Annotated in this window: 22 protein-coding genes; 14 read left to right on the forward strand and 8 right to left on the reverse strand. The window is 37.4% G+C overall.

Features of this window, described 5'->3' with window-relative positions; genetic code table 11:
- Window positions 1-638: 638 nt before the first annotated feature.
- Window positions 639-3,080 (reverse strand): TonB-dependent receptor, encoded by a 2,442-nt coding sequence (locus C0V77_RS20605; protein ID WP_101728286.1) that lies wholly within the window; start codon window positions 3,078-3,080, stop codon window positions 639-641.
- Between the two features lie 127 nt (window positions 3,081-3,207).
- Here C0V77_RS20605 and C0V77_RS20610 point away from each other — a divergent pair, with 127 nt between their 5' ends.
- The 9 genes from C0V77_RS20610 to C0V77_RS20650 all read left to right on the forward strand — a co-directional run bounded on the left by C0V77_RS20610 (window position 3,208) and on the right by C0V77_RS20650 (window position 9,262).
- Entirely contained in the window at window positions 3,208-3,825 is a 618-nt protein-coding gene (locus C0V77_RS20610; protein WP_101728287.1) for a MarR family winged helix-turn-helix transcriptional regulator, read from the forward strand.
- A 137-nt stretch (window positions 3,826-3,962) separates the two neighbouring features.
- A complete protein-coding gene (locus tag C0V77_RS20615) occupies window positions 3,963-4,583 on the forward strand; it encodes a LysE family translocator (protein WP_101728288.1) in 621 nt (206 codons plus the stop codon).
- A 66-nt stretch (window positions 4,584-4,649) separates the two neighbouring features.
- Window positions 4,650-5,102, forward strand: coding sequence for a YHS domain-containing (seleno)protein (locus C0V77_RS20620; RefSeq protein ID WP_101728289.1), 453 nt, complete (start codon window positions 4,650-4,652; stop codon window positions 5,100-5,102).
- Between the two features lie 18 nt (window positions 5,103-5,120).
- A complete protein-coding gene (locus C0V77_RS20625; RefSeq protein ID WP_101728290.1) occupies window positions 5,121-5,582 on the forward strand; it encodes a YHS domain-containing (seleno)protein in 462 nt (153 codons plus the stop codon).
- Between the two features lie 17 nt (window positions 5,583-5,599).
- The gene (locus C0V77_RS20630) at window positions 5,600-6,007 is read left to right on the forward strand and encodes a DoxX family protein (protein WP_101728291.1); all 408 of its coding nucleotides are present in this window, start codon (window positions 5,600-5,602) and stop codon (window positions 6,005-6,007) included.
- A gap of 16 nt (window positions 6,008-6,023) precedes the next feature.
- On the forward strand, window positions 6,024-7,040 hold the full coding sequence (locus C0V77_RS20635) for a hypothetical protein (RefSeq protein ID WP_101728358.1): 1,017 nt from the start codon (window positions 6,024-6,026) through the stop codon (window positions 7,038-7,040).
- A 47-nt stretch (window positions 7,041-7,087) separates the two neighbouring features.
- On the forward strand, window positions 7,088-7,756 hold the full coding sequence (locus tag C0V77_RS20640; RefSeq protein WP_101728292.1) for a Crp/Fnr family transcriptional regulator: 669 nt from the start codon (window positions 7,088-7,090) through the stop codon (window positions 7,754-7,756).
- Window positions 7,757-7,965: 209 nt separating this feature from the next.
- Window positions 7,966-8,478 carry a hypothetical protein gene (locus tag C0V77_RS20645; protein WP_101728293.1) on the forward strand — a complete coding sequence of 171 codons (513 nt, stop codon included), beginning with the start codon at window positions 7,966-7,968 and terminating at the stop codon, window positions 8,476-8,478.
- A 73-nt stretch (window positions 8,479-8,551) separates the two neighbouring features.
- A complete protein-coding gene (locus C0V77_RS20650; protein ID WP_101728294.1) occupies window positions 8,552-9,262 on the forward strand; it encodes an NRDE family protein in 711 nt (236 codons plus the stop codon).
- 33 nt (window positions 9,263-9,295) lie between these two features.
- Here the strand turns inward: C0V77_RS20650 and C0V77_RS20655 are convergent, their stop codons facing one another.
- Window positions 9,296-9,646 carry a helix-turn-helix domain-containing protein gene (locus tag C0V77_RS20655; RefSeq protein WP_101728295.1) on the reverse strand — a complete coding sequence of 117 codons (351 nt, stop codon included), beginning with the start codon at window positions 9,644-9,646 and terminating at the stop codon, window positions 9,296-9,298.
- 100 nt (window positions 9,647-9,746) lie between these two features.
- Between C0V77_RS20655 and C0V77_RS20660 the strand changes: the two genes are divergently transcribed.
- The 4 genes from C0V77_RS20660 (at window position 9,747) to C0V77_RS20675 (ending at window position 18,302) form a co-directional block, all read left to right on the forward strand.
- Entirely contained in the window at window positions 9,747-10,379 is a 633-nt protein-coding gene (locus tag C0V77_RS20660; protein WP_101728296.1) for an NAD(P)H-dependent oxidoreductase, read from the forward strand.
- Between the two features lie 659 nt (window positions 10,380-11,038).
- Window positions 11,039-13,795: a CHAT domain-containing protein gene (locus tag C0V77_RS20665; protein WP_101728297.1), complete on the forward strand. Its 2,757-nt coding sequence runs from the start codon at window positions 11,039-11,041 to the stop codon at window positions 13,793-13,795.
- 47 nt (window positions 13,796-13,842) lie between these two features.
- Window positions 13,843-17,244 (forward strand): PKD domain-containing protein, encoded by a 3,402-nt coding sequence (locus C0V77_RS20670; RefSeq protein ID WP_101728298.1) that lies wholly within the window; start codon window positions 13,843-13,845, stop codon window positions 17,242-17,244.
- Window positions 17,241-18,302 (forward strand): type IX secretion system membrane protein PorP/SprF, encoded by a 1,062-nt coding sequence (locus C0V77_RS20675; protein ID WP_101728299.1) that lies wholly within the window; start codon window positions 17,241-17,243, stop codon window positions 18,300-18,302. The genes C0V77_RS20670 and C0V77_RS20675 overlap by 4 nt, the downstream gene beginning before the upstream one ends.
- Window positions 18,303-18,917: 615 nt before the next feature.
- Here C0V77_RS20675 and C0V77_RS20680 read toward each other — a convergent pair.
- Complete coding sequence (locus C0V77_RS20680) at window positions 18,918-19,601, reverse strand: hypothetical protein (protein WP_101728300.1); 684 nt, start codon at window positions 19,599-19,601, stop codon at window positions 18,918-18,920.
- A complete protein-coding gene (locus C0V77_RS20685; protein ID WP_101728301.1) occupies window positions 19,598-20,167 on the reverse strand; it encodes an RNA polymerase sigma factor in 570 nt (189 codons plus the stop codon). The genes C0V77_RS20680 and C0V77_RS20685 overlap by 4 nt, the downstream gene beginning before the upstream one ends.
- 213 nt (window positions 20,168-20,380) lie before the next feature.
- Here C0V77_RS20685 and C0V77_RS20690 point away from each other — a divergent pair, with 213 nt between their 5' ends.
- Window positions 20,381-20,617: a hypothetical protein gene (locus C0V77_RS20690; RefSeq protein WP_101728302.1), complete on the forward strand. Its 237-nt coding sequence runs from the start codon at window positions 20,381-20,383 to the stop codon at window positions 20,615-20,617.
- Window positions 20,618-20,997: 380 nt separating this feature from the next.
- On the opposite strand, the gene C0V77_RS20695 is transcribed toward C0V77_RS20690, so the two are convergent.
- The 4 genes from C0V77_RS20695 to C0V77_RS23205 form a co-directional block, all read right to left on the reverse strand.
- Window positions 20,998-22,059, reverse strand: coding sequence for a DUF6973 domain-containing protein (locus tag C0V77_RS20695; protein WP_101728303.1), 1,062 nt, complete (start codon window positions 22,057-22,059; stop codon window positions 20,998-21,000).
- A 180-nt stretch (window positions 22,060-22,239) separates the two neighbouring features.
- Window positions 22,240-22,953 carry a porin family protein gene (locus C0V77_RS20700; RefSeq protein ID WP_101728304.1) on the reverse strand — a complete coding sequence of 238 codons (714 nt, stop codon included), beginning with the start codon at window positions 22,951-22,953 and terminating at the stop codon, window positions 22,240-22,242.
- A 395-nt stretch (window positions 22,954-23,348) separates the two neighbouring features.
- Window positions 23,349-23,846: a hypothetical protein gene (locus tag C0V77_RS20705; RefSeq protein ID WP_101728305.1), complete on the reverse strand. Its 498-nt coding sequence runs from the start codon at window positions 23,844-23,846 to the stop codon at window positions 23,349-23,351.
- A 150-nt stretch (window positions 23,847-23,996) separates the two neighbouring features.
- On the reverse strand, window positions 23,997-24,170 hold the full coding sequence (locus C0V77_RS23205) for a hypothetical protein (RefSeq protein WP_158237981.1): 174 nt from the start codon (window positions 24,168-24,170) through the stop codon (window positions 23,997-23,999).
- Between the last annotated feature and the right edge of the window lie 9 nt (window positions 24,171-24,179).

Raw genomic sequence — 24,179 nt, forward strand, 5'->3', positions numbered from 1 at the left:
ACTATATTCGAATATATTGATGGGTACTATAACAACACAAGATTGCATTCTGGAATAAATTATTCCAACCCCATTGCTTTTGAAGAATTGTACTACCGAAAAATAGGTTCAAAAAGTAAATATTTGTCTTTTAATAATTCGCAAAAAGTGTAAACTAAAAATGAACCACGTCAGACCAATTCAAGTACGAGTATTTAGTATTATAAGGCCATCCAATAATTAACTTGTTGGATGGCCTTTTTTTAATATATTACCTATCCGGACAACACACCTGTTGCCTATTAAGCCTTCAAAATAAAGAAAAGGAAAGTACGTCTAAATGCGAAGAATTAGCTTTGGCGCAAGGACTTATAATGCGAGTATCGGGAGATTTGATGGGGTTAGGTTAGGCTATGCTGCGGCACCGATGCATTGACAGGAAAATCATGCTGAAAAAACATGCTATCATTTAAAGATGCAAAATTGTTTGTTGCTGTTTCTGAAAAATTTTACTGAAAACTTCTAGAAACAGCAACAAACATTCAATCTGATGTTTGCCAATGGTTGGCGTATATTTTATATTGCCTGGGCGGTATTTTCTTAGCTCGGCGTTTAAATTATAAAATCAGAACGCCCACAATACAAATGCACCAGCAGATCTAAAACTCAACAATAAACCCAAGGCTTGGGGTTGGCCTGCCCGACAAGTTATCTAAAATAACCGGAATGGCATTTGAGCCGTCTGGCCTGACTGATTGCCCGTCGCTCGACTCAAAGTCGGAATTATCGGCCTTGCGTTTAAAGGTAAAATAAGGCATAGACTCATTTTTAAAGGCCAGAACGTTCTGTACATCCAGAAATAAATCCAGGGTCCAGCGCGGGTAATTCCATTTTTTATCTACGCGTAAATCTACCTGATTAAAGGCTTTCAGTCGAACCGAATTTAAACGGGTGTAATCAAGAATCCCCTGCCCTAATGTCAGGTAATTCTGCTGCGATGCGGCAAGGTCATAAGGCGTGTAGGGGCTACCGCCTGCAAACCTGTATTTCAGGCCTAACTCCCATTGTTTGTTCAATTTAAGGCCATAAATTAGTGACACCAGGTGCCGTACATCCCATGCCGATGGCCTTAGTGCGGTATTCTGCCCACCAAATTTGCTTCTCACAAAGGTGTAAGAGAGTGTCAGAAAATTACGTTTTACCAGTTTTTGCTGTACAAAAAATTCAACTCCGTATGTTTCACCTCTGCCTACAGACCTCACCGCCTCATTACCAATGGCGCCAAATTCGCCTCCCAGGTTAGCCAGTGAAATATTGTTAAGGGTAGTTACCGGATAATTTCTGTAATCTTTATAAAAACCTTCAACCGTGAATCTCAAATCGGGCCTGGGCAGATACTCCAACCCTAGTGCATAATGCAGGGTATTAATGTATTTGTTGTTGCGGTTGGTATAGTTACCCTGGGCATCTTTAAAACCCAGCACCGTATAAATAGGTATTTTGTAATAGCTTCCCCAGGCGGCATTGAGTCTGAAATTACTGCTTAAAGGTACCGAAACCGAGATGCGGGGCGAAAGCGTTCTGAGTGGATTCTGCCCCTCATCAGTAAAGCTGTTCATATCGGTTCTTAGCCCGCCTGATACGCTCACCTGATTGGCAAATGTCTTACCAATTTGTGCAAAAGCGCCATATTTCCAGAAGTTAAGGTCGGTCATAAACCGGTAAGCTACTTCCGGCTGTATTACATTCCCGTTTTGGTCGGTTACACTATTTCTTATTTTCTGAAAGAAATCGTTCTGGTAATTAACATACTGTATTACGCCGCCAAAACTGTAAGTAAATCCATTACGCGATTTTTTAAGGTATGCTCTGAGCTTGGTTTCCACCTCTTTTGATTGTGAAAACAGGTTCTGCGACTGCGGCTCCGGGTTATTGTTGTCTTCGTAGCGCTCTAATGAGTTGTTCAGGTGATTCCGGCTGAGCGCCACATTAATGAAACCTTTGTTAATGAGGTGCTTGACAGACGCCCCTGCGGTATAGTTCCACTGATTAATCAATGAAGAATTTCTGAATATATAGATATTTTCGGGGCTGGGGTCTTTGGGTAACGCAAACTTAAAGTCGTCTATGGCGCCTATACCTATCAGATTCAACGTGGTTTTTTCTCCGAGTTTATGTGTGATTTTTGTCTGGAAATCCCAGTAATTAGGTCTGATGGGCAGGTCTATCAACTTAAACAAAAGTTGCAGATAAGACCGACGCCCCGAAAGAAGAAAATTGGTTTTGTCGCTCAGTTTGCCATCAAAGGTTGCGGCCAGTTCGGTTGCGCTTAGGCGGATATTACTTTGCAAGCGTTCTGAGTTACCCACTTTCTGGTTAATTTCAAAAACCCCAGAAAGGGCGTTATCAAATTGCGCATTAAATGCCGAGGTGCTCAGCTTAATATCGTCTACAAAAGCGGTATTGATTATACCTGCGGGTCCACCGGCGCTACCCTGCGTTGAAAAGTGGTTAAGCACCGGTATTTCTATGCCATCAAGATAATAGATGTTCTCGTTGGGGCCGCCGCCTCTCAGTATTATATCGTTTCTGAAACCCCCGCTTCCTGTGGTTCCGGCTACACCCGGCAGCGCCTGAATCACTTTTGAAACATCAAAGTTTCCACCCGGATTACTCCTGATTTCTTCAACCGTGAGGGTCTGCACCGACAGCGGTGTCATTACGTCTGAAGCAAGGGCTGATTTTGCCCGTTGATTTTTCACCGTTACTTCACCTAATGTAGCAGTTTCGGCCTGTAATTCAAAATTGACAGACTGCGCATTACCAGACGTAAGGTTGATATTATATTTAACAAGTGTCTGGTAACCAACATAAGTTACTTTCAGGTTGTAGCTGCCAACGGGTAACGATAAACGAAAGTTACCTTCCAGGTCTGTTGTGGTACCCTGCGATGATTGCTCTACACCCACGGTGGCTCCTATTAGTGGTTCCTGCGTGTTTTTATCAATTACTTTACCGTAAATGGTACCTGTATTCTGGGCAAAAGCTGAAAAACTAAAAAATAACAACAAAAAAAAGAAGTAGAGTTTAATGGTTTTCATACCAAATAAATTAGATTAGTTTTACATAAAACAATTTCAGGCTTTAAATGTTTTATGTAAAACAAAATATTTTTTAATTGAATGGTATAATACCATTTTGCGTTTCAAATATTGTTAACAATAGTATATGGACTACAGTATTTTAAAAGAAATTATAGCATTGGCAGAGGCGTATCAGCAGCAAACAAACGCCCAGCGTTGGCAAAAAGAGCAATTTGTGTCCTGGATTATCAACGAAGCCAATAAAACACAGCCCAAGCCGCAAAGCATGATACCGTCGCAGGACGGGCTTATTTCTATGTTTTTAGGAATTGCCTACAAGTATGCCCAATTTTATGCCAAGCGTGTTTTCAGAAATACTGAAATCTACTCGCTTGATGACTTTGCCGTGCTGGTTTCTCTTTTTCCTGACAAAGAGTTTAAGAAAATAGATGTGCTCAGGATGTGCATACAAGAAAAATCGTCGGGCAACGAGGTACTAAAAAGACTGCTCCGCGACGGGATGCTACAGGAAAGAGATAATCCTGCCGATGCCCGGTCAAAACTATTATCACTGACAGACAAGGGTCGCACCCAATTTGGTCTGATTCAAAACGGAATCCAGAAGATGTCGGGCCACATTGTAGGCGATCTGAGCATTGAAGAAAAAAATCAGTTGTTGCAAGTCTTAATGAAGCTGCACCATTATCATCACCCCTATTTTGAAGAAAACAATGAAGACGTATTAAAGCAATTGCTTAACTAAGTGTTTGTGCCGACAAATCCGGTTAGAATTTAGTTTACTGCATACCCGCTCTGGCCGGGTTTTGTCTTAAATGTCGGCAGGCAGACAATTCATCCGGCACGCTTGCTTTAGGTTTGTTGCCTACAAACCCATTATGTATGCCAGAGCCAATAGCTATTTTATTACTCACAGCCCTCATCAGTTTTGTGGGCTCTGTACAACCGGGGCCGTTAAACCTGGCAGTGGTACAGGCCACACTTTCGCGCAGTTTTAAAGATGGTGTTTACGTGGCTGTAAGCGGCTCGCTGCCTGAGGTAATCTACACCATAGCCGCACTTAAAGGGCGGTTTTGGTTGATGCAAAACCAGATACTGCTTGAAGCCCTGCAACTGGCCGCCATTCCGTTTTTTTTAATAACAGGCCTGCTTAGCCTTTTTACAAAGGCTAAAACCACCGCAGCAATCAAAACCACAAAAATACCTAAAGCATCCCTAAGTGGCTTTGGCAAAGGAATGCTTAACCCGCAGCTTTTGCCTTTCTGGCTGGTTGTGCTGGTTTATCTCCATTCGTTTTACAGTTTGCGATCGTTCAGCTCGCAACTGTCGTTTGTTTTAGGGGCAGCTTTGGGTTCATTTGCCATTCTGCTGCTTTTTGCCTGGCTGGCCAAGCGTTTTCAGGGTCAATTGCAAGGTTTATTTCTGAGGTTTTCGTTCAACAAAGCCATAGGTTTGCTATTTATTTCAATGGCTGTTGGCCAAACGCTCAGAATCTTTTTCTGAATTGTCATTGAGCCGACAATCCGTCAGTTACAATTCTGCCAGTTTTGTAAAAAAAACTTCACTAAAATGAAAAACACCCGCATTCAAATCATCATCCTTTTTCTTCTTGTTTTTGCAGGAGGCGCCTTTGCACAAGATAATGCCGTTTACCAGAAAAATGGCATTGCTATTAACGGCTATGATCCCGTAGCTTATTTTACAGAAAACAAGGCCGTAAAGGGTTCAGAAACTTTTGGGTACCAATGGCATGAAGCCACGTGGCTTTTTAGTTCGCAGGCCAATTTAGATGCTTTCAAGGCAGACCCTGCCAGATACGCGCCTCAGTTCGGCGGTTTTTGTGCCTTTGGGGTGAGCGAGAATCACAAGTCGCCCACTGACCCTGACGCCTGGACAATAGTCGAAGATAAACTCTACCTGAACTACAGCCCCAAGGTAAAACAACTATGGTCGAAAGACATACCGGGTCGCATCAAAAAAGCCAACGATTACTGGCCTGCACTAAACAAGCCCAATAACTAACCCTAAACCACCGTACAGATGAAACGCAGTTATTTAATTATCCTTATACTCATGGTGTTAATTGGCCAGGCCTTGGCACAACCCAATACCAGAGCCAGGCAGTTTAATCTTGAAAACGGCCTTGCCATTCAGGGTTATGACCCCGTAGCCTATTTTAATGAGCACAAAGCCATTAAAGGCAACAAGCAATGGAACACCAGTTATGAGGGCGCAAACTATTGGTTTGGCAGCCCTGCAAACAAAGAAACTTTTTTAAAAGACCCGAAAAAATATGAGCCACAGTATGGTGGCTGGTGTGCCTACGCTATGGGAGCCACGGGCGAAAAAGTAGAAATTGACCCCGAAACTTTCAAAATACTGAACGGGAAACTCTATCTTTTCTATCATTCGTGGGTAAATAATACCCTGCCCAAATGGAATAAAGATGAGGCTAATCTGAAACAGAGAGCAGATAAAAACTGGATGAATTTTATACGCTAACCCGCATTGCAAATCAGATGAAAACACAGAAAATCATTTCGTTGGGCTTACGTATCATAGCTGCCGTTATTCTTATTCAGACACTTTATTTTAAATTTACGGCACATCCTGAGTCTGTGGTGTTGTTTACCAAACTGGGTGTCGAACCGTGGGGCCGCATAGGCACCGGCGTTTTAGAACTGGTAACTGCTTTGTTATTGCTGCTACCGGCCACTGCATTTGTTGGGGGGCTGGTGGCCATGGGCTTAATGCTGGGTGCAATTGCCGCTCATTTACTGGTTATAGGAATTGAGTCAATGGGCGATGGCGGACAACTGTTTATATTGGCCATAGTTGTTTTGTTTTGCTCGGTAGTGATTCTGGTTTTGCACCAGCAACAGGGCCTGGCATTGGCCAGAAAATTCTTTACCGATGCTTTTAGATGATTTTACACGCCTTATTATGAAACTCCCGCTTTTTGTTATTAAAACTTTCAATTATGAATACTGGCCCTGGTGGTTATTTTATTTACCAATGGCTCCGTACTGGCTGTATCTGGCTTTCAGAACGCGCTCGTTTACCTTTTTTACGGCGGTTAACCCGGGTATAAAAGCAGGTGGTTTTTATGGCGAAAGCAAGATTGAAATTCTCAGGAAAATCAACCCCGATTTTCTACCTAAAACCATTTTTGTAGAAAAAGAAAAAGAACCGGGCAACATTATTGATTTAATTAAAGCTGCGCAAATAGGCTTCCCTATGATAGCCAAACCTGATGTTGGCGAGAGAGGCACCCATGTTGCCAAAATTGAAACAGCCGAACAGTTGCATAACTACCATACGGCAGCACAGGGAAATTACATAATTCAGGAATTTATCAGCTATCCTATTGAATTGGGCGTACTTTTTAGCCGTGTGCCGACGGAGCCAGCGGGAATTGTTTCTTCCATAACCCTAAAAGAATTTCTGACGGTTACGGGTGACGGTAAATCTACCATCCGTGAGTTGATTGGCAGGTCTACCCGTGCGCGGTTTCAGTTGGCCGCGCTGGAGTCAAAATTAGGTGAGCGGATAAACGAACAGCTGCCGCTTAACGAAAAACGCCTGCTTGAACCCATTGGGAATCATTGTCGGGGAACCAAGTTTATAAATGCCAACCACTTGATTAACGAGCAAACACATGCCATATTCAGCAGCATTGCCGAAAGTTTTGATGGGTTTTATTATGGTAGATTTGACCTGAAAGTGCCCAGCATTGAAGATTTGTATAATGGCAAAAACATAAAAATAATGGAACTGAACGGGGTGAGTTCAGACCCCGGGCATATATACGACCCTGCCTACTCTTTACTGAATGCCTACAAAGATTTACGCTGGCACTGGAGCCGCAGCGCCGACATAAGCATTGACAACCAGAAAAGAGGTCATCTGCCTTTATCCCTTGCCGAAGTTTGGGTAATAATTAAGAAGCATTTTAGTTAAAAATTGTCTGCAATCTGTATATTAGCATAGAATTTTTCCGGAACCTGATGAATCTTGATACAAAATACTGGTATCTGCGAGACCATAAACTTTTTAGTGTACTATCGTCGTCTGAATTGAGGTCGATATGTATGATATCAAATTTCAAAACTGCGCGGAAAGGCGAAATCATTTTGTTTTCGCATGATGAAAACACCAGGGTTTATTTTCTTAAAAAAGGTACGCTTAAAATTGTAGAGACAGACGAAAACGGCAACGAAATTGTAAAAGATGTGATTCAAAAAGGCGATATCTTCGGGGAGTTTACCCTAACCGAAACGCAGTCTGACGAATACGCGGTAGCGGTTTCTGACAACGTAATTTGTTGTAGTTTCAGAATGGACGACTTTGAACAGCTGCTGGAGAAGAATCCTCAACTGGGTTTATCCTATACCAAATGGATGGGGTTCAGATTCAAACGGCTTCAGAGCAGATACGCCAATCTTATGTTTAAAGATGTACGGACGCGCTTCATGATTTTCTTAAAAGATTGGGCAACAAAAGAAGGTACTCCCGCTGACACAGACATTATTCTTAAAAACTACCTTACCCATCAGGACATAGCCAGCCTTATCTGCAGTACCCGGCAAACAGTTACCCAACTATTTAATGAGTATAAAGAAAAAGGCATTTTAGACTATAACCGAACGGAAATCATCTTAAAAAAAGAGGCATAAACTACCTTCATTTTCTTAGTTAGGTCGTCTGGCCGACAAACCGGGCCAGGTCAAATCATCAAATTTGTAGGGTCAATAAAGCGCGTAACAATACCAACACAAGGCTGGTTATGCCCATTGGATTGTTACGCAACTTGAATAATTAAATGATTTGCATAGTCAGTTTCAGGCTTAGTTACTGCTACGGGCACATAAAACTTACGAAAGAAATGACAAGCCAGGCAACCACAGAAGTATTTAATCAACTGAAAGAATTACTCAATCAGCTAAACCCGCAAACCTACACAGAAAACCTGCCGGTTTTAAACAACAGCAGTATAGGGCAGCACGTACGGCATACCTTAGAGTTTTTTCAGTGTTTAATTAATGGAGCGTCAACAGGCATAGTAGATTACGATGGCCGCGAACGTAATCATTTAATTGAAACCGAGTTAATTTATACTCAAAAAAAACTGGCCGAGATTGAAGCCACTATTAAAAACGAAACGAATCTGAACAGGCCGCTTCTGGTAAAGGTGAGGTACAGCGAAAAAAACCACGAACTGGTTGAATCTAATTTTATGCGCGAGCTGGTGTATATGATTGAGCATTCTATTCATCATTTTGCGCTTATTCGTATTGGTGTGCAGGTGCATTTCAGCCATATACCAATAGACCCTGCTTTTGGTGTGGCTTACGCAACCATCAGATACAAACAGCAGCTGGAGGCCTTAGAAAACTGAACCGCCGACCTGACGATTATTGTCAATTGCGAAATGATTATGGGCTGATTAATGATGAAAAACTTTTGATACCATGTGCGTTCTGACCTATATACCAACCGGCAACAAAGGATATATTCTTACCTCGAACAGAGACGAAGCCGTGGCTCGTGAAACGGCCACTCCACCCAGAAAATATACCATTAACGGGCATCAGGTTTTTTATCCGAAAGACCCACTGAGCGATGGCACCTGGATTGCCGGCAGCAAAGCCTTAAGCCTGTGTCTTTTAAATGGCGGGGTTAGCAGGCATATCTCCCACCCGCCTTACCGGCAAAGCCGGGGTAGAATTATCCCTGATTTCTTCCAGTTCGGCTCGGTAACCACATTTATTGAAAGATATAATTTTGACGGAATTGAACCCTTCACGCTTGTAGTTATTGAAAACAGCCATGAACTTTTTGCCCATGAATTGAGATGGAACGGCAAGCAAATCAGTACAGAAAAAATTGATGTGTCAAGACCTCAGATATGGTCTTCGGTTACTTTATATACTCCTCGGGTAATTGAGGAAAGAAAACAATGGTTTACGAATTTTTTACAACAGCCCGTAAGTGCAGACAGTGTACTCGACTTCCATCAGAATGGTGGCATAGGAGATATCAGGAATGACCTAAGAATCAATCGTGATAATGTGCTTAAAACCCTTTCTACCACCCAGTATGTTATCAATGAAAACTATTTTACCATCTACTATGAAGACCTGTTAAACCAAAGAAAATACAATTACAGGGTAATTGAGTAAAACATGATCGACCAAACTACATAAGCCATGCAATTAAGGGCCCATCATCTCTTTCCGGTGTTCTTTCCCCCATTCTGACAAACTACTAATTACCGACTTCAACTTCTTTCCATGTTCAGTCAATTCATACTCAACGGTTATCGGCTGGGTATTGATTACCGTTCTTTTCAAAAGCGAATTTACCTCCATTTCCTTTAGTTCTTTGCTCAGCATTTTGTTCGATATCCCGCTCACATCTCTCAGAATATCAGAAAACCTTCTTTTATGATGATAGCAAAGCACGGCTATGATTGATATTTTCCATTTGCCGTTCAATAGGTCCATGGCATCATAAACGGCCATGATATTCCTTTTACAATCTCTAATATAAGTCTGGTTACTCATCGGTTACCTGGTTACTTCTATGTTACTGTTACTTTTTGTTACCTTGTTACAAATATACACAATAACATTTACATTTGCCACACAAAACCAAAAATCAATTATGACACTTATAGATAATTTGAAATGGCGCTATGCCACCAAAAAAATGAATGGGGCGGTTGTTCCGCAAGAAAAACTGGACTACATACTGGAAGCAGCAAGATATGCGCCCTCATCTTCTGGTTTACAACCTTACAGAATCTTTGTTATCAACAATAAAGAAATACTTGAGCAAATACGCGAATTTGCCTATAACCAGAGCCAGATTACAGATTGTTCGCATCTGCTGGTTTGGGCCGCATGGGATGAATACACACCCGAAAGGATAAAGGAGGTATTGACCAAAACAGCTGAAGAAAGAGGGCTGCCTGCCGACAGCTCGGAAGGGTACCAAAAAATGCTTTGGGGGTTATATGAGCCTTTGGGTAAAGAATGGCACAAGAATCATTCGGCCAAACAAGCCTATATATCGTTCGGACTAGCCATTGCCGCCGCCGCCGAGCAAAAGGTAGATGCCACGCCCATGGAAGGTTTCAACACAGAAAAAATGGATGAATTACTGGGGCTGGCAGAACAAGGCCTGAAAAGTGTGGTAATTTTGCCCATTGGCTACCGTGAACAAGAAGGCGACTGGCTGGTGAATCTAAAAAAAGTCAGAACTCCAAAAGATGCATTTGTAACAGAACTGGGTTAACCGGCATCAAAAGAAAAACAAAAGAACTGACTAGCCAGGCGCTGGTCAGTTCTTTTTTGCGTTTTAAAAATAAACTATTCCGGCAAATCTTTCACCTCTTTTAACGCGTGGGGTCTGGAGCGAAATGGTGATGAAGTATTTTGCTGCACCTTTATCCCCTTTAGGTAAGTACGGTTAGAAATAGACGAGGAGAAGCCAATCAGATAATATTAATTACTCAACAAAATCACCAACAGGGTATATCTTTTAAAGGTTTTACCTGCTCATTAGTTAGTAATAAACATTTTTGCTTTAATAAATATAGCGCTTTCTTCCTGCCTAAACCAATTCACTTAGCATCTTTACTTCTTTTATACTCTTAGTTTTTCAAAAGATGCTAAGTCAGTACATTATATTTCCCCAACTCACTTAGCAGAAATAAAAATATAACCATCTACTTTTCTCAACTAGTGCGCCTAAAGGCAAATATTCATCCTTGCAATTATAGATTTATGTTTATCTACAAAGTTATAACCCATTTAAATTCCCGCCCTTCCAAAAATGGACAAGCTACCTAAAAATAAAAATTACAAAATTTAATATTCTCTCAACTTTAAAAAAAGTATTTTTATGAAAACGTATCTAAAATTACTACTGCTCCAGGTACCTAACCCAAAAAAATGAAAATCCTGTTTATAATACTTACCTCATTTCTTACAATTAATTGCTATTCTCAAAACCGCTCCGATAAATTAAGATCAATTGCTGAAGATTGCTTTGATAATGGTGATATAGAAAAGGCCTATTTCTTTTATATCAAAGCATTTAAAATAGCAAAAAAATCGAATGATTATGTAAGAATGACCAACTTGTACATTGATATAAGTTCATTGCATCATTATAAAGCAGAATACAAACTCGCCTTGGAAGCGTGTAGAGAAGGTTTAGCCTATCACGCTAAAATTACACCATCTGTTGATACCATTTCTTTTAAATTGTATTCCAATTATGGTACTATGCTCAAAGCTCTGAATATGCGCGATTCTGCAAGGTTATATTTTGAGTCAGCCAATAATCTGCTATTAAAAAATAAAACCATTGAGGGCAAGATTCCATCATATGCCATTCATTTTTACAATAATTATGGAAGATTCTTAAATGATTATAGAGACTTCTCAAATGGAATTTTACTTATCGAAAAGGCTCTGCTAATTGCGCAGAAGTATAAGCTAAAAGAAGATGAGGTAATAATACTAACTAATCTGTCAAATATTTATGAGAGCCTTGGCGAGAATGAAAAAGCATTAAGATATATTCAGAAGGCAGACCAAGAGCAAACAGAAAAAAATCAGCTCAAGTGCTTTACATTATCTTGTTTGGGGTGGTGTCTTATTCTAAATAATAAATTTAATGAAGGAGTTGCCATTTTAAAAAAAGCACTTAAACTGGCAAATAAACTTGAACTAACTCATAAACCAGTTGACAATTTTAGACTAAAAACTAATATTTTATATAATCTTGGAATTGCTTATCTTACATTAGGACAAAAGAAACAACAGGCAGAAAGATACTTTCAAGATGCAATCAGAATATTCAAAAAAAAGAAAATAAATAAGGATATACGATTGGCCAAATGTTATTTGAGATTAAGCGAAATTAATAAAAACAATCTAGATTTAAGTATTGAAAATATCCAAAAATCATTAAAGGCTATTTTTAACCATTTTGAAAGCAAGGATATATTTGAGAATCCAGTAGAACTAAGCAATTTAAACGAAACAGTAAGTATAGAAGTATTAACAAAAAAGAGTTTATTCCTATTTAACTCTTATAAAAAGAATAATGATAAAAGCTACCTCAATTTAGCATTAAAAACAATAAATCTTTGTCTTGATATTATATCGAATACACGTAATAATTATGATTATTCAGAATCAAAGCTGGTTTTCAACAAAACAATACATTCGTCTTACCAATTAGCTGTAACTATTGCTTTGGCAAAATATCAATTATCACATTCTCTCTCTGACAAAGAATATATACTCTCCTTAATCGAAAAAAGCAAAGCCACTGAGTTGAATGAAGCTCTTTATTTGTCATCAATTAAGAATAATCTCATACCTGTTAATTATCTTAAAAAAGAAGACAGCCTAAACGAATTGATTTTAAGGAAAAAACTACTAAAAAACAAAGATAGAGGTATAGAGGAAAGCCTAAACAGTCTCAAAATTGAAAAGATTAATCTACTTCGCCAGATAGAAAAACTATTCCCGGAATATTACAATCTGAAATTTAAAACCTCAGAAGTGAAGTTGGCTGAAATACAAAAGAAACTTAACGATAATGCGGTTTTTTTATCTTATTTCAGTACGGAAGAAGAGTTATTAATATGCATAGTTACCAAAGAAAATTTTGAAATAAAGACAATCAAGCTTACTCCGCAGTTTATCAGCAATTTAAACTCCTTTAAAGATGAATTGTATCAAAATCCTGGATTTGGGAACTATGAAGGAATTGAGTTATCTGCCAATTTATATGAAACTTTAATTACTCCCTTAAAACCACTTATAAAAAATAAAGACAAACTAATAATAAGTAAAGACTGGCTGATTAATTTTTTACCCTTCGAAGTACTTGAATCTGGTAAAACAATAAAAGATTATTTAATTAAAAAATATAGTGTAGAATACACTTACTCTGCCAGGCAAATAATTGAAGAACCTAAAAAAGCTAACTATACAAAAACTCTGGGTTTAGCTCCTTTTAATGAAAATAAACCTACAAATGGCAATTTGAAATACTTACCAGAATCGGAAAAACAAGTAGTTGAAATAGCTGACGAGACACTATTGGGAGAAAAGGCAACCAAAAATAATTTCCTAAAACATTACCAATCATTTAGTATACTTTATTTGGCAACGCATTCTTTTATGAATGACAAATTCCCGAGCAGCTCATTTATTTGTTTTTATCCGAAGGGCGACTCAAGTTTAACAGTTGATGAAATATATACTCTTAAACTGACTAACACACGGTTAGTAGTGCTTAGTTCATGTGATGCCGGTATCGGCCAGGAACATCATTCTGAAGGAATGCTTTCAATTGCCCGTGCATTCAGTCTGGCAGGATGTTCCTCTATTATTTCAACGCTATGGGCTACTAATGATGAAAGCGCATCACTTTTAACTCGAAGGCTCCATTATTATCTCAAAAAGGGGGTTTCGAAAGATGTGGCCTTGCAAAAAGCCAAAATAGATTTTATTGAAAAAGATTTTGCAAAAAAATACAACCACCCATATTTCTGGTCTAACCTTATTCTGATTGGTAACGACCAACCCGTATTTCAGGAGTCCTACCACTATTTATTACTTACTTTAGGGTTCCTTATACTTTTTACTTCAGGGTTAATCTATTTCTTTAAAAAGAAAAAAATGTAACTATTAGATTTTGAAAGTAATAATTCAATAAGATAACTATAATATTTATGATTTTCATTAAAAGACTGCTTTATACCCTTTTGGGAATATTTTTGTTTCTTTTTGAAACTATTGGACAGGAAAAAGTAGATATTACAACTTGTGACGCATCTAATTCAGGAGTTATTTGTGTTTCGCCAACAGATACTCTTTATGAGGTTTGTGTCAAATTAAAGCCGGGGCCTAGCCCTGAAAAAACCTATAAAATTAGCTGGGGAGATGGTAAAGCTGAAGAAATTAAGCTTAATGCCGAAACAACAACACGGCACATTTATGATTTAAAAAGCTTTTTAAAAGATTGTAATGACCCGGAACTGGAAAGAAGTATTAGCATAAAAAATACGAACCCGGATAATGCGAACGATAATAAGGGTTTTATACTGACTTTTAATAAAAAACCTCAAGCTAACCTCATTGTAAAAGAAGCATGCGAGGGGTCTGCAATCAGATTTGAAAACAATAGTTGCCCGAGTTCAGGCAATGTTAGTTATCTGTGGGAATTTAGTGACGGCCGCAAAAGTACTGATTATACGCCAAACATAAGCTTTACAGATCCTAACCAAACGTATTCAGTTAAATTAACTGCTACTTCACGAAACTGCGGTGTTAATACCAAAGAAGCTTCATTCAAAATGAGTAAACTTCCGGTTGCTTCTTACAAAGCCGACGGATATACGGTTTCTAATACTGACACCGTGGTTTGTATGTCCAACGGTGGCATACTTTCTTTAGATGGAACGATTTCTACAGATGAATCTTATTATGAATGGAAAATATCAGGTGGTAGCTATTCTTATTTAGAAGGCCATCCTGGTAGTGGCAAAATCAAAATTAAATTTAATGATTCTAAAGAATATACAATAACCTTAATTGCAAGAAATGTATGTGGCAACTCAAAACCATTTATCTGTAAGCATCGAGTTGTAAGCGAACCACAGTTGGGTATATCTCCGCAAAACGATGATTGTGAACCTATTAAATACAAGCTTGCAAACCCAAATTCACAGGCTACGTATACTTTCAATGGCAACCCACTCGGTTTAAATGAGATAAAGGAAGCCGGGTACTCTGATACACCTTACATAATTGGGGCTACTCTTAAATATGAATGTGGTGTTAAAATTGCAAAGCCAGATACTTTTTTTGTCCGGCAAAAGCAAGCGGTAAAAATAACGTCTTTCAGGGATACCACACTTTGCGTAGGCGCAAATGCTGTTGATATTTTGGCCACGCCAAATGGAGGAAATTGGACAGGCAAATTTATTGAAAACCAGAAAATGTTTAATCCTAAAGAGATAGGTATCTATGAAATAAAATATAGTTTAGGGGTAGGGAAATGTGCTACCCGAGATAGTGTCAAAATTAATGTTCAAGGCATAAACATTGTGGCTAATGATGAGGCTATTTGTCAGGGCCTGACCAAGCTACCTCTTAAGGCTACCCCAGGGGGTGGAACATGGAGTACGAATGTATGCTCGGGATGTATAAAAAATGACACATTAAATACAGTTGGTCTAAACAATTCAGACTTTAAGCTCACTTATTCAGTAACAACTTCAATAGGTGGAGGAAAAAGTTGTAGCGCCAAAAAAGATATAAATGTAAAAATTGGAAGACCTTTGGCTGATTTTGATGTTAGTGGAGGATGCAGCGGTGCTTCTAGTCAGATACTAAATAAATCAACAGGGGCATCTGCTTATGAGTGGTACCTGAACAATGAAACATCGCCTTTTTCTACCATACAATCTCCTTCTTTTTCACTTCCTAAGGGTAATGCCTCAGTAAAACTTGTAGCCTTTGCAGGAGCTTGCCATGATACCACCACCAAAAAAATAACCGTTTCTGTGCCGCCTGAACCTTTTGATATAAATCTGGATAAAACCATAGGTTGCTCACCTCTGCCAGTAACATTTTCTATAAATACAACAGAGAGAAATGATTTAGCTTATCATTGGGATTTTGGAGATGGCAATACTAGCGATGGTTATAAACCAAGCCCCTATATTTTTAACAATCAAACCACAAAAGATAAAGAATTTACTGTAGAAGTAACTTTAAAAAATACATGCGGAGAAGAAAAAAAGACAAAGAAAGTTACGGTAAGGCCTTTAGCAAAAGCTGAAATTGGGGTAGATTCTACTATTTTCAGATGTAGCCCTGCAAGGGTTAAATTTTCAAATCGCTCAAGTGGTAATCTGGGCACTTCAAGTTGGGTATTTGATAATGAAGCTCCATTTTTTTCTGCATCTGACACACTATCTCATATTTTCTCGGCTAAAGATTCAGTTAAAAGCTATCAGGTAAGCCTAATCGTATCTAATAGCTGTGGTAATGATACCAGTAAAGTTGCTATTACTGTTTTTCCTGAGAATGTTAAACCGTTGTTTACTATGAGTACAATAACAGCTTGCGCCGGAGAACCCGTACTTTTTAAAGATGCGACGGTGCCTAAACCTGAAAGATGGCTGTGGAAATTTGGTAATGAAGATAAAGCTATTACTCCAAACCCAACCTATAGCTTTAAAGATGCTAATCGCTCATATAATGTTACTTTAATTGCCTATACTGCATGCGGATATGATTCAATTCAAAGAAGTATTAAAACTACTGCACCTCCAGAAGTAAGTTTCAAGTTGTCTAATCAATTTTTATGTCAAGATGAACCGATGAAGGTCATAAATACCTCCGGACCTTTGTATTCATTTGTTTGGGACTTTGGAGATAACTCGCCACATGATTCTATTAATTACTCCCCTATCCATTCATATAAAATAGAAGGCCCAAAAACTGTTAAGTTAATTGGATATGGAAATACTTCAAAAACATGTAAAAATGAATATCCTGTAAATATCAATGTTCGCAAAAAGCCAACTGCCGATTTTAAGATTGCAACAGCAGGAGATATTTTATGCTCTAATCAATTAATCAGATTTGAAAACCTTTCAAAGGATGCAACCAAATACAAGTGGTACTTTAAAGATGGACATACGCTAAATGCAGCGAATCCAGAAGTAAATCTGAATGCAGGTTTTCATGATGTTTCTTTAGTTGCTTATTATGAAAATAACACTTGCAAAGACTCTGTTTATAGAGATAACTACATTGAAGTTGATACTTGTCAAATTGAAATTCCAGAAGTTTTTACACCAAACAATGATAATATCGGCGATTTCTTTACGGCTTTTGGCTCTAAAGGATTAAAAAAGATTTTGCTATTGAGGATACGAAACCGATGGGGAGAAATAATCTTTGAGAAAAAGGATTTTGAACCGAATATATTAACTGAAGGATGGGATGGCAAAGTAAATAATTTGAATATGCCAGAGGGGGCCTATGTCTATGAAATAGAAGCAGAATTTATAGGAAATATTAAAAAACAGTTTAAAAACAACTTTTCTCTTGTACGATGAAAAAACTTTTATTAATGAATCTGCTTTTGCTTTACAAAATAAGTTCTGCACAGGACTTTGGTTTAGGCCCTGACCCTCAATTTTCTCAGTTTTTTGGCAACCCTTTATACCATAATCCTGCTTTTACCGGAGAATCGGGTACTACACGTCTTATGACAACTTATCGTAGCCAATGGAATGGGCTTGGCGATGGAGGTTACAAAACATACATGGCCGGAGTTGACAGCTATGTAGGAAAAGGCGTAGGCCTAGGTTTTTTGGCATTTAGAGATGACCAATTTAAGAACTTCAACTCTAACTCGTTTTCTTTTTTAGGCTCTTACAATGTTGTTGTAAATGACAATAATGTAATTCAATGGGGTTTGCAGGGCTCATGGACTTTTCATCAGATTAATGACATGAGCAATCTTAGATTCGTTGACCGCTTTGTGGCTTCGCCTAATGGTGTAACGCTGAATCCTTCAACAGACCCAATAGCAATTAATAGAGGATCCTTCAATTGGAGTTATCCCAATTTTGATACCGGTGTTTTATGGAAATCTTCCATCCATTCAGATGATTCACAGCTCTTTTGGGCTGGAGCAACCTGGCATCATATGAAATTTAAGGAGAAAGAATTTCAGCCCAAAGGCCGATTTGGACTGCAGGCAGGGTTCAGAATTCCGCATGGTTTAGATTTTATAGGTAATGGTATGGTAAAAGATATGAACAGAGAAAGAAGTATAGCTTTCACTTCTTATTTTAGAAAACAGGGGCAATTCAGCCAACTTGATTTAGGTATAAACTTTCAGTATGAACCAATGAACTTTGGATTATGGTATAGAAACATTCCTTTTAAAAATGCTGGCTACGCAGGGAGAGATGCATTAACTTTTATTGCCGGAGTAAAGCTGGATAAGTTTTTGATTGAGTATAGCTATGACCTGACTGTATCTTCGCTAAATAAAGCTTCAGGTGGTGCAAATGAGATTACTATCTGGTATGGCTTAGAGTATTTTCTTGATGTTACATTCAGAGGACTTGATGCAAGAAGAAAACTAAAGTGTACTAACTTCTAATTGAAAGCTCATTGAACACCTTTTTAAAACTCTTAAAAAAATAACAGCTGATTAGGGTTGTGGATGTAAAGGCATTTAAAAAAATAGCAAAATCGCGATTCATTCATCAGGCATTTGCTGATAAGATATGATTATATCTCATATCTGTTTGGGGCAAGCTCGTTTTTCTCTAAAATTGGCAGTATTATTGTAAATCTCGTAAACCAGATGCTAGTTTATTTCTATGAGTTTTGCTTTAAAATTCTTTGATATAAACTAAAAAAGGACTTTAATCGAGCAAAAGCACTCATTTTTTTACGCTCATAAATAATGAAGACTAGTAGGGAAACAAGAAGCAAATGTTAAATAACCCACAGCGCCTATTAAGTTTCAGAATGCGTACATCAATAAAAACATTAATTTTCTATACTTTTGAATTCCATTCATTAAAGATAATACCTGGGATTTTCCTATTAAAATTCATTTGTTAACAACTTTGATATGCATCCAATTACAAGTAAGTCAATACGTGAAATTTTGGATTTTTAATTTCTGCATTTTTCAGGTAGTATGTCTTCTAACCTAATATCCAAATCTGCTCAACTAAAAAATACAATATTTTTATTTGACTTTTTACTAAAGAATTTTTGCCCAGAAAATGCGCCATTTGATTTTCCAGCGATTCAAAGTATCAACCGGATATTCACAATCAGTACAATTGGCAAACTTTTCATAAATAACTTCTGCCTTATAAGGCTGGTTGCTTTTAATATAAGCTAAGGCCAAATGCCACTCAGCAGCTTCTTTAAAATATGGCCTGATATTCTTTAATTCGAGAGACTTTTGAAAATCATTTACGGCCAATAAGTAATTTCCCTCAACTAAATGGGCTTGCCCATCAAAAAAGCTGGAAAAAGCTTTTCGCTGTTCAGGAGTAAACTTACTGCTGTCTACCCCCCTTGTAACATTAAAATCATTCTCTGTATCAGGCAGATGAATACTTCCAAATGACAAATACAGCATAAAAACAACTAAAGCTGCTATTGAAGTGCTTGTTACATATTTTCTTATTTTAATATAAGCAGATGTTGAGGAGTGCTTATTCCTGTATTGCAGGAGTTTTATTGTTTTTAAAACCTCTTGCTGAATTACGGACTCTTTCACAAGATTGAGTGCCTTTCTGATTTGGTCCACCTTCTTTGTTAGTTCAATATCATCTTTAAGCTCTTCTTCAAAGAAAATACTATCTTTTAGATTCAGTTTACCAAGTAGATAATCCTCAATCCATTCAAACTCTTCCTGTTCGCTGGTTGGTCTCATATATTCATAAGTTTGTTAAGATTTTTAATACATCTGAACTTTCTTACTTTTACGGCATTAACATTACCTAAATTAAAGAGATTTGCAATTTCTTCAATTGATTTCCGGTCTAAATAGTAAGATTTTAAAATCGCCTGACAAAGCTCCCCTAGCTTTGCAAAAACGTTGTATGCTTTCTCTAACTCTTCTAATTCGATTAAACCACCTTCCGGAGAAGTTTCTGGGAGTAAGAAATGAGCAGCAAACTCTGCTTCACGAATAGCTGCTTTTCCACTTTTCCTGAGTTTTTTTAACCATAATTTAAAGGCAATTGAATACAGATAAGTACTTATCCTTACATCGTTCCGCAATGTAAAACTACCATTCCAGACATGATTAATAAATAAAATTAATACTTCTTGGAATATGTCTTCAGCATCTTCAATTACTCCATTATTCTTTAATACCATGTGCGTGATAGCCTTGTTGTTTTGTTTATACAACTGCTCAGCAATAAGATTACCTATTCTGGCTTCACGGCTTAATAATCCTTCAATAATTTCCTGGTCAGTAAATTTTAGGGGCATAGCAGGAGCATCTTTTTTAGTATTTATTCTAGCAAATCATAAAAAGTAACAAAAAAACAAAGCAAAAGTGATACTGATAGATAGAAAAAAAAAAATAAAAAAAAGTGTGATGTATTTACATATTCAACCTATATGAATAGAAAAGGGCAATTCAAGTCACCGGTGAATGTCTAGCTCATTTCGATTTTTTTTCAATTTTTAAAAAAAACAGAAATGAAAATCAAACTATTCAAATTTACGAATGATAGAATTCGTAAAATAAAAGCATTAATTGTGCTTGCTGTTACACTGGCGTTCGGGCTTGCCTCTTGCAACAGTGAGGCTCCGCAGCCTTTAAAAATAGAACAAAGCAAATATTTTGACCACAAAAATATATTTGCTGTTGGCGATGATTCTACTTCCTTTAAACCACCACGTGAACCTTGTGGAGGCGGGGGTAGCGGCTGTTAATCTTTACAAGCGCCGATTAGTGGGGGCAAAGAGTTTATAAAGCTGAATATTCTTTGGCAATAACCCCATCTAACCCTTCCAAACAGTAAGGGGAGGTTAAATCTCTCTCTCCGACAATGGAGAGAGAGATTTAGAAAGTGGAAAGGCCTTCATTGCCAGCTTTTTATGCCAAATAATATTTAAGGACACCTGGCTTTAAAGACGCTCTATTACATAGCATCTATATTGAAATAAAGCCATTAACTATTGTAAGTTTTGGGCTTGACAAATGGATGAAAATTAACACCTATTCTCAAAAGCAATATAAAGCTCATCAACAATCAAAGTCAAGTTAAGCATTTTTCTTTGACACAAACATTCTTGCCAACTTTAAATAAAATTTATTTATTAAGGTTAACCACTCCACCCTGAGAACAATTGGATGATACCCAATTCCCCTTTAAACTTGCTTCATTACCACTTAAATACATTTTCATATTTTGACACGGAGGAACGCCGTTGGGATTTTCAAATACATAAGGATCTGATATATCCAAAATAATTTTGTTGCCCTCAATCTTACCTTTATATCTTCTTTTCTGCATCTGATTATTTCTTACTATTGTATATTCTCCTCTTATATTTTCCCTACATTGATAAATATCAAATGTTATTTCCCAGGGCCCTCCAGAATCAGGATTAGTTATACTACCTTTAAGAGTTACATCATATTGTCTCTTTCCGGCAAAGAAAACTATCCCTTCAAGATTTTCAGGAATTTTTTCTCCTTCTTTAATGTAAAAGTACTTTTTTTGTAGGAGCAACTCAATTAACTGTGCTTTTGTGGCCGTTGGGTATTTTATAGCTAATTCTCTCCCAATCTTGTTATTATGCAAATCCATTTCCGTGGCCGATGCATTAGTTGAACCCGCTTCATGCGCAGTAGCAAAATCTTTTGCGAAGTCAGCATTTGTTTCTAAAACCATAAGCGCACTCCAGTACGCATGCCTGAAACCATCAGCTTTGCTGTTTTCATATTTCGTATCGCTGTCGCAAGGAAAATATTCTACTGCAGCATTTTTAGAAGGCTCAACAGTTTTTGAGGCATTATAAGCATTTCTTATGTTCAAATTGAGTACAATTAGAGCCCATTCTTCCTTGGTTAATCTATGCATAATATCAAAAAAGCCTGAATTCATTTCTTCTGCATTCTCAACTCTTGCATTTGGGTTTGCTTTTATTCTATTAAAAACTGCCCTTGTAAGCTTTACGTTATTATTGAGTAAGGTCGAATCCTTCTTTGCTACATATTCGTATGCGTTTATCAATTGTTGAAACGTAGGAGGTGGAACACTATTTAGTTCTGCTTCAGATACCGGAGCGTCAACCAATTCTATTTCTTCCTTATCTTTTCTACAAGAAAAATTAAGTACAATTATTGCAATAAAAATTAGACGATACATTTTGAAGAAGTGTTATTTTGTGGTTTTATAAACTACGTATTCAGATATAAGTTGGCTAAAAATTGATATTGATTCGGTATTTTGTAACAGTAAAACTAACTCAACATCCCCCCCTGTTTTAAAATATTTCCATCATCAATTTCTGGCTTTATTAATCGGTTAGTAATCAAACGAACTTGGCTATTTAATAGAAAAGAAATAGGCTAGTTTAAACCCTAATGAAAAATGTCTTCCAAAGTAATCTGAAGATAAGTCTGTTTGGGTAGTATGTTTCGAAATAGATGGAACAACAGAGAAAGACAGCTCAAGAGGGTTTTCACTCAAGCTTATCGTCTTCGCAACACCAAGGTTAATTCCTATGTCAATGGGTCTGATATCATCTTCATTTGGGTCATTACCAATAGATAATTTGTGGCTCTCAGAAGCTGATGCAGTTCCTCCATTATCCCCATCCTCTATACTGCCTTTTACCTTTTGTCTCGCTGAAAGGGCAAAGCCAATTGTCGGCCCTGCAAGTAGTTTAAAGGGTTTATCACCTAATTGATAAGTAACTAATAAAGGAATCTCTAAATAAGTATATCTTTGTTTAATACTTACATTAACGTCATCAAATTTTAACTTGATATTATTTCCACGCATATTTACCAGCAAGCCGGAACGAAACCCTATTTTATCACTAAAGGTGTAGTCTCCCCAAATGCCGAAAGACCCTGATACTACAGGTTTATACTTTATTTTATTATCTGCCGATAACGCTAAATCCAAGGCTTCTTTAAAGTCGTCTGAATAATTGACAGTTGACATATGAAGCCCAATAACCGGTGCAATTTTTAATTTCTGCCCCCATGATAATGTAGAGATAAAGATTGCAACTAAAACGAAAACAGTTCTCATAAAAATTTGATTTAAGTGAAAAATTTAAAATAGTTATGCATGCGCTCTTAGGTTATTAAGAGTGCTAATATTAATCAGAAGCAACGATTAGACTTTATTAATGAAATGCGTTTATAGCTTTTTTAAGTCACTAAATTTACCATACACACTTAAATATATTTCATAGCCGAAGGCCGATTATCAGGCTCAACATTAGGGAAAGCTCGTATTTTAAATACCCCATTGTTTACATTCTCAACACTAAATTCATACCTTCCATTTTGGCAAGAAAACTCCTAAACTATTTGGCCAATAGGATCCAGCACCTCAAAAGTGCAATTGTTGTCTGGAGTCTGCAAGGTTATATCTAAAGGTGATTTATCTTCTGAAATAGAAATTGAGTAAGTATGAATCGCTCATCTCGGCCAGGTATCCTCTATAATTTTACTTTGAGACTCTACTTTTTGCAGGTTATAGATATTACCAAAAATATTAAAACTATAAGCCCCTTTTGTATCTCTTTTTGCGGTTGCCACCATTAAAGTATATTTGCCTTTTGTAGTTTCTTCAATGGCCTCTACACACATGCCCGTACCATAAAAATTATCATTTACTCTTTGCCCCAAAAGATTATAAAGTTCAAAGTAGATATCTGCGTCTGAAGAATGTATTTCATAATCAATATTCGATTTATCGGCAGTAACCTCGAATGTATATACGTGGTTTTTAAGTGAATAATTATTAACTGCCCCTCGTCCCATTCCCCAATCTGCTTTATTAACTTTTAACCTTTCAAAAGTTACTTTTTGTGATATTGTTTCAATTCCGGAAAACTTGATTGAATAAGTACCTAAATCACGTCTATTTTGAGTACCTATAACTAATAAATACTTACCGCTGTTTAAATCATCCAATTGAAGAGTATCAGTGCCTTTAGCAACAATAAGTGAATGTTAAGTAAACAATTGCCCTAATGGGTTATAAAAATAGGGCCTGATATCTACCTGTTTGTCAAATTTCAGAATAACTTGTTTTTTTTCCCTTTTACGTTAAAGGTATAATGATTATTTTTCGGTGATGTCTGCTCCGCTTTCCACCCCCCGTTCTTCAACTGTCTTCTCTTCTTTTTTTTCTTTACTCTTACTAGCATTAGGGCTTACATCCTCTAGCAAAGTGCACTGCGCTAAAGTTAGGACAACCAATACTGATAAAAGTGCCATTATACATAAAGATTTCATGATTCTCAG

It is taken from the genome of Emticicia sp. TH156 (genome assembly GCF_002855535.1).
Taxonomy (GTDB): domain Bacteria; phylum Bacteroidota; class Bacteroidia; order Cytophagales; family Spirosomataceae; genus Emticicia; species Emticicia fluvialis.